This is a genomic window from Oceanisphaera marina, assembly GCF_014643915.1.
GTDB classification, from domain to species: Bacteria; Pseudomonadota; Gammaproteobacteria; order Enterobacterales; family Aeromonadaceae; genus Oceanimonas; species Oceanimonas marina.
On record NZ_BMKE01000028.1, the window covers coordinates 21,291 to 31,967 of the forward strand.

The 10,677-nt window shown below is 53.0% G+C and carries 10 protein-coding genes; 6 read left to right on the forward strand and 4 right to left on the reverse strand.

What is annotated here, in order from left to right; genetic code table 11:
- Positions 1 to 46: 46 nt before the first annotated feature.
- Together IEW52_RS13905 and IEW52_RS13910 are read left to right on the forward strand one after the other, a co-directional pair.
- A complete protein-coding gene (locus IEW52_RS13905; RefSeq protein ID WP_268236670.1) occupies positions 47 to 859 on the forward strand; it encodes an MBG domain-containing protein in 813 nt (270 codons plus the stop codon).
- 19 nt (positions 860 to 878) lie between these two features.
- On the forward strand, positions 879 to 2,510 hold the full coding sequence (locus IEW52_RS13910) for a ShlB/FhaC/HecB family hemolysin secretion/activation protein (protein ID WP_188630680.1): 1,632 nt from the start codon (positions 879 to 881) through the stop codon (positions 2,508 to 2,510).
- A 130-nt stretch (positions 2,511 to 2,640) separates the two neighbouring features.
- On the opposite strand, the gene IEW52_RS13915 is transcribed toward IEW52_RS13910, so the two are convergent.
- A complete protein-coding gene (locus IEW52_RS13915; protein WP_188630681.1) occupies positions 2,641 to 3,747 on the reverse strand; it encodes a 1-acyl-sn-glycerol-3-phosphate acyltransferase in 1,107 nt (368 codons plus the stop codon).
- An 85-nt stretch (positions 3,748 to 3,832) separates the two neighbouring features.
- Positions 3,833 to 4,426, reverse strand: a complete 594-nt coding sequence (locus IEW52_RS13920) for a LysE family translocator (RefSeq protein ID WP_188630682.1) — start codon at positions 4,424 to 4,426, stop codon at positions 3,833 to 3,835.
- 156 nt (positions 4,427 to 4,582) lie between these two features.
- Between IEW52_RS13920 and IEW52_RS13925 the strand changes: the two genes are divergently transcribed.
- From IEW52_RS13925 to IEW52_RS13935, 3 genes are read left to right on the forward strand one after another with little or no spacing between them, the layout of a single operon-like run.
- Entirely contained in the window at positions 4,583 to 5,563 is a 981-nt protein-coding gene (locus IEW52_RS13925; protein WP_188630691.1) for a hydrolase, read from the forward strand.
- Entirely contained in the window at positions 5,560 to 5,784 is a 225-nt protein-coding gene (locus tag IEW52_RS13930; RefSeq protein WP_188630683.1) for a YheU family protein, read from the forward strand. Before IEW52_RS13925 ends, IEW52_RS13930 begins: the two co-directional genes overlap by 4 nt.
- 58 nt (positions 5,785 to 5,842) lie before the next feature.
- The gene (locus tag IEW52_RS13935) at positions 5,843 to 6,712 is read left to right on the forward strand and encodes a phosphoribulokinase (RefSeq protein ID WP_188630684.1); all 870 of its coding nucleotides are present in this window, start codon (positions 5,843 to 5,845) and stop codon (positions 6,710 to 6,712) included.
- A 130-nt stretch (positions 6,713 to 6,842) separates the two neighbouring features.
- Here the strand turns inward: IEW52_RS13935 and IEW52_RS13940 are convergent, their stop codons facing one another.
- Positions 6,843 to 7,247, reverse strand: coding sequence for an OsmC family protein (locus IEW52_RS13940; RefSeq protein WP_188630685.1), 405 nt, complete (start codon positions 7,245 to 7,247; stop codon positions 6,843 to 6,845).
- Between the two features lie 182 nt (positions 7,248 to 7,429).
- On the opposite strand from IEW52_RS13940, the gene crp reads away from it, so the two are divergent.
- A complete protein-coding gene (gene crp / locus IEW52_RS13945) occupies positions 7,430 to 8,068 on the forward strand; it encodes a cAMP-activated global transcriptional regulator CRP (RefSeq protein ID WP_188630686.1) in 639 nt (212 codons plus the stop codon).
- A 100-nt stretch (positions 8,069 to 8,168) separates the two neighbouring features.
- On the opposite strand, the gene IEW52_RS13950 is transcribed toward crp, so the two are convergent.
- Positions 8,169 to 10,430, reverse strand: a complete 2,262-nt coding sequence (locus IEW52_RS13950; RefSeq protein WP_188630687.1) for a bifunctional diguanylate cyclase/phosphodiesterase — start codon at positions 10,428 to 10,430, stop codon at positions 8,169 to 8,171.
- Between the last annotated feature and the right edge of the window lie 247 nt (positions 10,431 to 10,677).

Genomic DNA, 10,677 nt, shown 5'->3' on the forward strand with positions numbered 1-10,677 from the left:
TATCACCGTTCAAGCCAGCACCACCGCCAACATCGCGAAAAAGGCCATTACCGTGAGCGGCATTACTGCGCAGGATAAAACCTACGACGGCAACAGCACCGCCAACGTCAACGCGGCTAATGCGCAGATTTCGGGGTTGATTGCCGGTGATAAGATCACCGTCTCCGCCAGCGGCGCCTTCAGCGATAAACACGCCGGCGAGAACAAAACCGTCATTCTAAACAACTCCTACACCGGTGCAGATGCCGGCAATTACAACATCACCAACCAGGCTAACACCACCGCCAATATTACCCCGCGCTCGGTAACCGTTACTGCCACTGATGCTGACAAATACCAAGGAGCGGCTGATCCTGTACTTACCTATCAGACTGGTTGTGGCCAACTTGCCTCTGATTGCGGCCTAGTGAATGGTGAGCGTCTCTCGGGCACCATTATTCGAGAAGCCGGTGAGCAAGCTGGTAACTATGCCATCCAGCAAGGGACGGTTAATGATGCTGTTAATCCAAACTATGCCATCAACTTTGAACCAGGCAATTTCGTTATTAATAAACGCATCACTAATAGCGCAGGAAATGTCGCCATCGGCGCCCTTCAGCAACTGACTCAGGGGCAGTCTGGTGACAGCCAACAGACTGGTATTGGCCAAAGAGGGATGGAGTTTGCTGTGAACTCCCGCGTTACCTCATCGCCTAATGGTCAAGGCCCAGAGGTATCCGGTGGCCTGGAATTAGTCGATCTTGACGAGGCGACCGTTGCTGAGCAAAACGGTACTCGCAACGACTCGGGCTTACTGCCGTTGTTTGTCGTCAATGGTGGCATTCTCATGGACAACACTCTTAATGCCTACGGCAACTAACCAAACCAGGACGATTTTTATGAAGCTGTTTACACCTACTGCTTTGGCTGCTGCCATCACTCTGGCCACCATGGCGACTGCGCCAGCACTTGCACAACAAGCACCGGGAGCTGGCCTGATTTATCAACAGAGCCAAGAGCAGGATATATCACCGCAGGCGCCATCTGTGGAGCTGGATCTGCAAGGCGCCCCGCTCACTGAAAGTGAGCAAGGCGGTGCCAAGGTTCGCCTTAATAAGGTGACCGTGCAGGGCAAAACGCTATTCGATAGCCCCACCTTGCTGGCTCAGCTTGGTGACTTTCAAGGTAAAGAGTACGATCTTGCAGGCTTAAGGAGCCTGGCCAACCGCATCAGCCAGTTTTATCGGCAACAGGGATATCCCTTTGCTCAAGCTTTTATCCCCGCCCAGAATATGGCAAATGGTGAATTAATTATTCAGATGCAAGAAGGCCGCTACGACCACGTTGATGCCAGTGGCGAACCGCGCTTGGTCGACGCCGCCCGCCCCTACCTTGCAAACCTGCAGCCCGGCCAAGTGATAGAATCAAAAAGTCTAGAGCGCAGTATGCTGATTTTGGGCGATCAGCCCGGAGTCGCCGTGATTCCCGTGATGCGCCCCGGTGAGCGCGTGGGCACCGGCGAGCTGGATGTGCAGGTAAGCCCAGACCAGCGCGTGGCCGCACGCTTATCGACGGATAATCACGGTAGTCGTTTCTCGGGTGAATATAGAGGCCGCGCCGATGTGCAGATTAATCGGGCATTGTTGGTGGGCGACGAGCTTAGCGTTTCGGCCTTATATACCAATGAGGAAACTTGGCTCGGCAGCCTGACCTATTCGCTGCCGTTGTCCGCCAATGGCCTACGCGGGTTTGTTGGGTATTCTCAGACCGATTACAGCCTGGGCAAAGGGTTTGAAGGTTATACCGGTACCGCCAAGGTATCTTCTGTGGGAGCCAGTTACCCACTGCTGCGTTCCCAGCAGAGTAATGTACGCCTGCAGGCCAACTACCAATATAAAGATCTCGATGACAACATCGGCTTTGCCGACTTTAGCAAAGCCACCCGCAGCCAAAGCATCCCTTTGTCGGTGTCGTTCGATCACAGAGATGCGTTGGCGGGAGGCGGCGTAAGTTGGGGGGCGCTCACCCTCACTCCCGGCCGGATAGATATAGAACAAAGCATGGGCGATAATCTGGATTACGACTTTTTTAAAGCCAATCTGGAGCTGGCTCGACTGCAAGCACTGACGTCCAGCTTAAGCCTGTATGGTCGCTTTAGTGGCCAATGGGCGGACACAGAAAGTCTGGATGGTTCGGAGAGTTTCTATCTAGGGGGCGTTAACGGAGTACGGGCTTTTCCGGTAGGCGAAGGCTCGGACAGTCGCGGTTGGTTGGCTCAGCTGGAATTACGTTACGATCTGGGGCAAGGTTGGGTGCCGTATTTACTGCTGGATACCGGCCGTACGCCTAATGGTGGTACTGACGAAGGGGAAGACAGAGCCGTGTCCGGAATGGGCGCGGGCGTACGTTATGCTGGTAGTCATTGGCATGCCGATCTGGTGTCAGCCTGGAAAGTGTCCGGCGGTGACGCCCAGGCCGACGGTAAGCAGCAGGACCCCAGACTCTGGTTCAACCTTGGCTACCGCTTGTAACCTGGGCTAACTCGATATAGCTTAGGCACATACCTAAACAAGCCACCTGTGACTCAGCCTGCAGTCTGAGTCACAGGCTAAAAAAGCCGGTCAGACTCTCGTCCTGACCGGCTTTTTATTATCTTGAGTGTTATCGCTCTTTATTCAGCACCGGGCGGGCGTACATCGACAGTACCATTTCCTTCAGCTCGGTCGGGATCCGGGCAATGTGCTGTTCAAACAGCTTCACCTCGGCCTGATGCCCTTCCAGTGTCTGGCCGGCGGCCAGCAGGTTACTGGGGAACAGATGGTAGTTGTCATAAATCTGCCGATCAATGGCCTCTGCCAACTGATCGGCATTGTCGAATTCGCCGCTCAGCGGTTCGCCAAAGGCCACATGCACCCGCCCTTTCTGGCCCACTATACCCTGCACTATGCTTTCTACGTCTTCAAATTCTCTTTTTTCATAAGCACCCTGTTCGGCTTTAGCATACAACTCGCGTGCCTTGGCCTGATCACCCGGATCATATTCATAAGAAATGGATACTGGCACCAGGTTCAGGGTTTTTATGTAATCTGAAAACGGGATTTTCTGCCGCTTGCCTTCCATATAAAACATCTTGAGGATGGCCGGATCGGTTTTATCGTTGCCGTCTTTGGCACGACCTTCCTTTTGCGCAATCCAGATAGACTGGTTTTCATCAATAGAGTGGCGCAAATAAGCCGACAGCTCACTAAAGGCCTTCATCATTTCTCGCGGACCTTTGGCCGAACGCTTCACGATAAAACTTTTGTTCAGCTTCATCAGCTCGGCAGCACAGGGCTTGCGCAACAGGTTATCGCCAATGGCAATACGCACCGTATCCAGCCCGTGGCTGTGCAACCCCCAGTTAACGAATGCCGGGTCCATGGCGATATCACGATGGTTGGAAATAAACAGATAGCCCTGATCGGGCTTGAGTTGTTCCAGACCGGAATAGCTCACCCCCGACGTGGTTCGGCTGATCATTTTTTCCATGTAGCTGGCGACTTCCAGCTGAATTTGCCGCACGCTGTTCAGCTTGCGCCAGCGCCAGCTTAAATAAAGCCGAATAAGCGCCTTGATAACCGGGCCACCGATACCGGACAAAGTAGAAAAGCGGTATTTGGCAATGGCACCAATGAACTCGTCGTCGCGGATCAGGCGCTGAATGGCGCCGGCGACTTCGTCATCCCGATAGGGACGAATATCTTTAAATAAATCCGTGTCTGAGACCATGACAACCTTGGGGTTTAGAAGACAAAAAGCGCCCAGATTTTACATGCTTTGGCTGCAAACTGTAACGATAAAGCGTAAAAGCCGCCTAATGCCAGATCATAAGTACGCTGGCCGCCGTTAACAACGCCATAAATTGATTAAAACGTCGCCAATCTTTTGGGCTATGCAACCAGCGACGCAAATGAAGGCCAAAAAACGCCCATATATGCCCGGTGATAATACCCAGCAACAAAAAAATAACCAGCACCGCCCAGGCCGAGGGCCAGTATTGGTCACCCGCCAGGGTAAAGCCGCTGATGGCCGATACCGCCATCAGCCAGGCTTTAGGATTAAGAAACTGAAACAGAGCCCCTTGCCGCCAGCTCATGCTGTCGGCCTCGTCACCTGCTACCTGCGGGCGGGCACTGCCGATTTTCCATGCCAGCCACAGCAAATAACCACTGCCACATATCTTCAGTCCCCATTGCAATGAGGGCCACATCAAGAACAATTTTCCCAGCCCGAGCGCCGTTAACAGCATCAGCAACTGCAAGCCAAACATAATGCCCAACAGCAACTTGAGCGTGGGCCGATAACCAAACCGGGTGGCCGAGCTGGTCAATAACATATTATTGGGGCCGGGGGTGCCACAGGCGGCCAGGGCAAAACCGGCAGCAGAACCCAACAAGGCAAAATCCATGATGTACTCGGCAAATAGTCATGCAAAAACGTTGTTTTACTCGATTTTGTTCGCGCCGCCCAGTATTTTATCTACCGAGAGTCATCACATTTGTTTCGCTCTGGTGGTGCGCCACCGCTTACACAGGCCTACTCTTATGTGCATTCACAAAAAGTCATGATACATCCCAGCCAGTTTCAGTCTCCCTGGTGGGCGCGTAACCCCCATGTACAGACCATTTTTGCCAAGTATTTGCATCGTAACCGCATCAAGCATCGGCGGGAGCGGCTGGAACTGCCCGATGGCGACTTTGTCGATCTTGCCTGGGGCCAGCCCGAACAAAGCGACAACAAGCCGCTGGTGGTGCTGTTTCATGGCCTGGAAGGCTGTATTGAGTCGCACTATATTCAGGGCATGATGACCGCCCTGCACCAGCAGGGATGGCAGGCGGTATTGATGCACTTTAGAGGCTGCAGTGGCGAGCCCAATCGCTATATGCAGGCCTACCATTCCGGTGCCATTGAAGACCCGCATTATGTATTATCCCTGCTCCGCCAGCGCTACCCGGGCCGTCCCATGGCCGCCATCGGCTATTCGCTTGGCGGCAACATGCTGGTGAATTATCTGGCCGCGCATCCGCGCAGCCCCCTGTGTGCTGCGGCAGTGATCTCGGCGCCGTTGCAATTGTCGGCCTGTGCAGAACGAATTAATTCGGGTTTCTCTCGCTGTTATCAAAGCTACCTGCTCAATCGCATGATCGATAACTGGCAGCAACGACTGCGGCGTCATCCCCGACATCAATGGCAAGGCGATCTGAACCGAATCAAGAGTCTGCGCGAGTTCGATGATAAAATAACGGCTCCCATACACGGTTTCAGCGACGCAGAAGATTACTATCAGCGCTGCTCCGGCCTGTACAAACTGGCTCAGATCAGCACGCCAACTCTGGTTATCCATGCCGCCGACGATCCCTTTATGAACGATGCGGTGATTCCCGATGCCAGCGATCTGCCGCCGTCCATTACCTATGAGCTCAGCCGTACCGGCGGTCATGTGGGCTTTCTGCAGGGACTGCCCTGGCGGCCCGATTACTGGCTGGAATGCCGGGTACCCCAATGGCTTGCCCAACAATGGCCCCCTTATTTGGAGAACGCATGATTATTCCTTTTACCGATCTCAGTGAAGACACGTTGAACAATTTGATAGAGCAGTTCGTGTTGCAGGAAGGTACCGAGTACGGCGCCGAGGATATTTCGTTAACAGAAAAAGTTATTGAAGTTAAACAGCAACTTAAGTGCGGTGATGCAGTCATAGTTTACAGTGAGTTACACGAAAGTGTAAACATAGTGCCGGCGGCGCAGTTTAGAGACAAACCTTGACCTGTACCCAGCGTACTGCGTATAAACATTCACAGTTTTATCATTTCTAAGGTTTTTTATGTCAGCCAAGCACCCCATTATTGCGGTTACCGGCTCCTCGGGTGCCGGCACCTCAACCTCTACCGAAGTGTTTCGGTCCATGTTTGCCCAGCTGGGGGTTAAAGCCGCCATGCTCGAAGGCGATAGTTTTCATCGTTACACTCGGCCAGAGATGGATGTGGCCATTCGCCGCGCCCGGGAGCAAGGCAGACATATCAGCTATTTTGGCCCGGAAGCCAACGACTTCGAACTGTTAGAGCATTTTTTCAAGGAATATGGCGACACGGGCACTGGCCAGTTTCGTCGCTACCTGCATACCTTTGACGAAGCCGTGCCTTTCAACCAGATGCCCGGTACCTTTACACCCTGGCAGCAGTTGCCCGATGACACCAACTTGTTGTTTTATGAGGGGCTGCACGGCGGTGTGGTCACCGAGGATCAGAACGTGGCGCAGCATGTGGATCTCTTGATCGGCATGGTACCGATCGTCAACCTGGAATGGATCCAGAAGCTGATCCGCGACACTGCCGAGCGTGGCCACTCGCGAGAAGCCGTTACCGACTCGATCGTGCGCTCGATGGAAGACTACATCAACTTCATTACGCCGCAGTTTTCCCGCACTCATATCAACTTTCAGCGCATTCCCACCGTGGATACTTCCAACCCGTTCAGCGCCAAGGTGATCCCCAGCGCCGACGAAAGCATGATGGTGATCCGGTTTCGTGGCATTAAAAACGTCGATTTCCCCTATCTGCTGGCGATGATCGACGGTTCTTTCATGTCCCGTCGCAACACCATAGTGGTGCCAGGCGGCAAGGTCGGCTTTGTGATGGAACTGATACTGCGCCCCATGCTGGAGCGCCTGCTGGAAACCGGAAAAATTCGTTAAGAGACAGCTTAAAACATTGCGCCTGACGCCGTACGCCGTAAGTTAAAGACAAATACCGCGACCGGCACTTTACTTACAGCATATGGCGTACGACTGCAGCTCTGAGCGGCGTTAGAAAGACGGCAAAGCTTTAAGCTTCGCGGATCTCGTACGACGAAGAGGCATCCAGGGCCTTATCCAGCATTTTCATCACCGAACAGTATTTCTCCATCGACAACTTGACCGCCCGGGCAACGTGTTTTTCTGATAGATCTTGACCGGTAACCACAAAATGCAGCTTGATGGCGGTAAATACCCGAGGCGGCTCAGGGGCCCGTTCGGCGTCGAGCTCGACTTCGCAGCCGGTAATCTGCTGGCGGCTTTTTTCCAGAATAGACACCACATCGATGGCGCTGCAGCCACCGGCGCCCAGCAACACCGCCTCCATCGGGCTCACGCCCTTGCCCGGATTAGTACCATCCAGTATCAAGTTGTGGCCAGACTCTGAAAGCCCCTCGAAACACATTCCTTCTAACCAGCTCACCTTGGCTTTCATAACAACTCCTCATAAAAACAGCCATATTAGCTTATTGGCACTACACCGACGAGCAGGATAAAAGCCCAAGCCCCTTGATGACAAGACGTAAGCCTTTTATGCTAGCGGATTATATACGCGCAAGGCAGCCTGCTTGCCAGGCCTCAGCCCAGAGCTAATGAAAGTAATCAAGAGGAAGCGTCATGGTTATTGGCAAGCCCCAAAGTGATCCCACCCTGGAATGGTTTTTGTCGCATTGTCATATTCATAAATATCCGGCAAAAAGTTCTTTAATTCATGCAGGTGAAAAAGCAGAGACCCTGTATTACATCGTTAAAGGCTCGGTTTCGGTACTGATAAAAGATGAAGACGGCAAGGAAATGATCCTGTCTTATCTTAATAAAGGCGACTTTATCGGTGAATTGGGGCTGTTTGAAGAAACAGAAAATCCATTGCGCACCGCCTGGGTTCGTGCCAAATCGCCCTGTGAAGTAGCAGAAATTTCCTACAAGAAGTTTCGTCAGTTAATTCAGGTGAATCCGGAAATCCTGATGCGATTGTCGGCGCAAATGGCCGAGCGTTTGCAAACCACCAGCCAAAAAGTGGGTGACCTGGCATTTTTGGATGTGACGGGACGCATCGCCGAAACCCTGCTCAGTCTGGCGCGTCAGCCCGATGCCATGACACACCCGGACGGCATGCAAATCAAGATCACCCGCCAGGAAATTGGCCAGATTGTTGGTTGCTCTCGCGAAACCGTGGGCCGTATTTTGAAAATGCTGGAAGAACAAGAACTGATCTCGGCTCATGGCAAAACCATAGTGGTGTTCGGCACTCGCTAGATAATAGCACCGGACTGACTGATTCAATATCAATCAACGGCATACAGCATCAGCGCCGCCGAGATTTCAATGTCTCGGCGGCGCTGATGTATTTCTTCTGCTATTTATTATCCCGCGTTGTCTGGCTGAGCGATTTGAGCAATAAGCTTTCCAGCTGTGCTTCGGGTTGCGGACGACCGTAGAAGTATCCCTGCAGCAAATCGACGTCCAAAGACCGTAAGACCTGAGCCTGCGCCTCCGTTTCCACACCTTCGGCAACTACCGCCAACTTCATTGCATGTCCCAGCCCCGTCACCGCCTGCACAATAGCCTTGTCGTGCTCATTCTCGCTGATGTTCATGATAAAAGAGCGATCGATTTTCAGCTTGTCGACCGGAAATTGCTTGAGGTAAGCAAGGGAAGAGTAACCGGTGCCAAAATCATCAATGGCAATATAAGCGCCCATATCACGCAAAGCCTGCAGGGTAATGGCGGCAGCTTCGGGATCTATCATCACCGCGGTTTCTGTCACCTCGAAGCTGAACTCGATGCACCTGGGATCGAAGGAATGAGTGCGAAAGAGACGGCGCACCGTATCGACCAAATCGGACTGGAGTAGTTGCCGGGGAGAAAGGTTGACGGATATGCCCAAAGGCAGATGACTATCACGTAACAAGCCCCAATGACGAGCCAGACGACAGCTTTCTTCTATAACCCAGGTACCAATGGGAACTATCAGCCCCGACTCTTCTGCAATGGGAATAAACTCCACCGGAGATAACAGCCCCTTAACCGGATGTTGCCAACGTAACAGAGCTTCTACCGACACCACCTTGCCAGTATCCGCCGCGACTATGGGTTGAAAAAACAGACGAAACTCTTTTTGTTCAAGCGCCCTGTGCAGCTCATTCTCGATACGCAGTTGCGCCAAAACCTGCATCTGCATCTGTTCATCAAATAATTGATAATGGGCTCTTCCGGCAGATTTAGCTTCATACATGGCGATATCGGCAGAGCCGACTAACTTTTCGGCATCCCAGCCCGGCTCCGCAATGGCGATGCCGATGCTGGCGGATACGAAGACATTGTCTTCTTCCAGTTGGATGGGGGGAGCCAACTCTCCCAGCAGGCGCTGAGCAATAACGGTGGCATCGCGATGACTGGCGACGTCCGAGCAGACAATCACGAACTCATCACCGGCGAGGCGAGCAACGGTGTCACTCGGGCGCATGGCCAGCTGTAATCTTTGCGCCACCGTGATCAGCACCTGATCGCTGGCATCATGGCCGAAGCTGTCATTTATTCGTTTGAAATGATCCAGGTCGATAAAAAATACCGCCACACGGCTCGGATCCGCCCCCCTGCAGGACAGACACAGCTGCAACCGGTCCAGTACCAAGGCCCGGTTGGGAAGCCCGGTCAGGGCATCATGCAAAGCCCGGTATTCAAGAGCTTGCTCGGCCTCTTTACGGGCGCTGATATCATGGGCAAAGGCGAAGAAGTTCCAACTTTCATGATCTTCCAGAGACCAGAGGGTAATTTCGATAGGGAATTGCCGGCCATCCCGATGCAAAGCCGGCAATTCGAGCCGTTGTCCCAGTACCCTGGCAGTTCCATGAGCAAGAAAACGCTCCAGTCCTCGTTGATGAGCATCGCGATGTTGGCTCGGTACTATTGTTTCGCCAACACTTTGGCCCAATACGTCGGCCTGCGACCAGCCAAAAATAACTTCGGCGGCCCGGTTCCAGGCAGTAATCATGCCTTGGGAGTCCATGCCGATGAAGGCATCTCCCGCGCTATCGATGATCTGACGACTGCGCGACTCACTGCTCAGCAACGCCTGCCGAGCGTTTTCCCGTTCGAATACCCGCCCCAGCTGAACACCGACCTGAGTCATCACATCCAGCAGCTCGGGAAGCAACGACTGTGGTTTGCTGGTAAAGAACTCCAATACCGCCGTGATGCTGTTGCCCGATTGTACGGGCACCGCAAAACCCGAGATCAAACCCGCTTCTCTGGCGGCGCCTTGGCGAGGAAAGTTGGCCTCCACCTGAATATTAATGACCTTGAGAGACTCTCCCTCTGATAACACCCGCCCTGGCAGACCCATGCCCGATAAAAAACACCTTTGTTCGCTGGCTTGCTGAAAAGCATCGAAGCCATCCGTAGGGTAACCAGCATCCAGATGCCAGATACCGCTTGAAACCAACTCACCATCAGGCCCCTTTATCCAGGAATGCCCCACCGGCCAACCCGTTATCTGACAAACACTCTGTAATACTGTGCGCACCGCGGTTTCCACATCGCTCGCTTTATTGGCCGCGACGGCGACTTCTTTCAACAGGTGAAGATAGTCAATGGTGGCATTGGCGCTGTGTGGCATCGTAACTCCTGTTGATACAGTCTATTTTGATAGACGATTCTGTTATCCCTAACATGTCCCACTTTGAATGAATGCCCAGGCAACCTGATGCCCGACTTGAGAGACACAACCAACCCCTCTGGGTAAAAAACCCGGGCATGCCCTAACACCATTCAGTTAAGCGTGTTTAGACTGAATGGTGTACCGAGTTTTTGATATCCGAACGGTCCTACTCTTGGGCCGTTTTCTTTTTTCAGGCAGAATATAC

Bases quoted from the DNA above. Each gene is read 5' to 3' on its own strand.
- IEW52_RS13910 (WP_188630680.1), top strand. From the start codon at position 879: ATGAAGCTGTTTACACCTACTGCTTTGGCTGCTGCCATCACTCTGGCC.
- IEW52_RS13915 (WP_188630681.1), bottom strand. From the start codon at position 3,747: ATGGTCTCAGACACGGATTTATTTAAAGATATTCGTCCCTATCGGGAT.
- IEW52_RS13920 (WP_188630682.1), bottom strand. From the start codon at position 4,426: ATGGATTTTGCCTTGTTGGGTTCTGCTGCCGGTTTTGCCCTGGCCGCC.
- IEW52_RS13925 (WP_188630691.1), top strand. From the start codon at position 4,583: ATGATACATCCCAGCCAGTTTCAGTCTCCCTGGTGGGCGCGTAACCCC.
- IEW52_RS13930 (WP_188630683.1), top strand. From the start codon at position 5,560: ATGATTATTCCTTTTACCGATCTCAGTGAAGACACGTTGAACAATTTG.
- IEW52_RS13935 (WP_188630684.1), top strand. From the start codon at position 5,843: ATGTCAGCCAAGCACCCCATTATTGCGGTTACCGGCTCCTCGGGTGCC.
- IEW52_RS13940 (WP_188630685.1), bottom strand. From the start codon at position 7,247: ATGAAAGCCAAGGTGAGCTGGTTAGAAGGAATGTGTTTCGAGGGGCTT.
- crp (WP_188630686.1), top strand. From the start codon at position 7,430: ATGGTTATTGGCAAGCCCCAAAGTGATCCCACCCTGGAATGGTTTTTG.
- IEW52_RS13950 (WP_188630687.1), bottom strand. From the start codon at position 10,430: ATGCCACACAGCGCCAATGCCACCATTGACTATCTTCACCTGTTGAAA.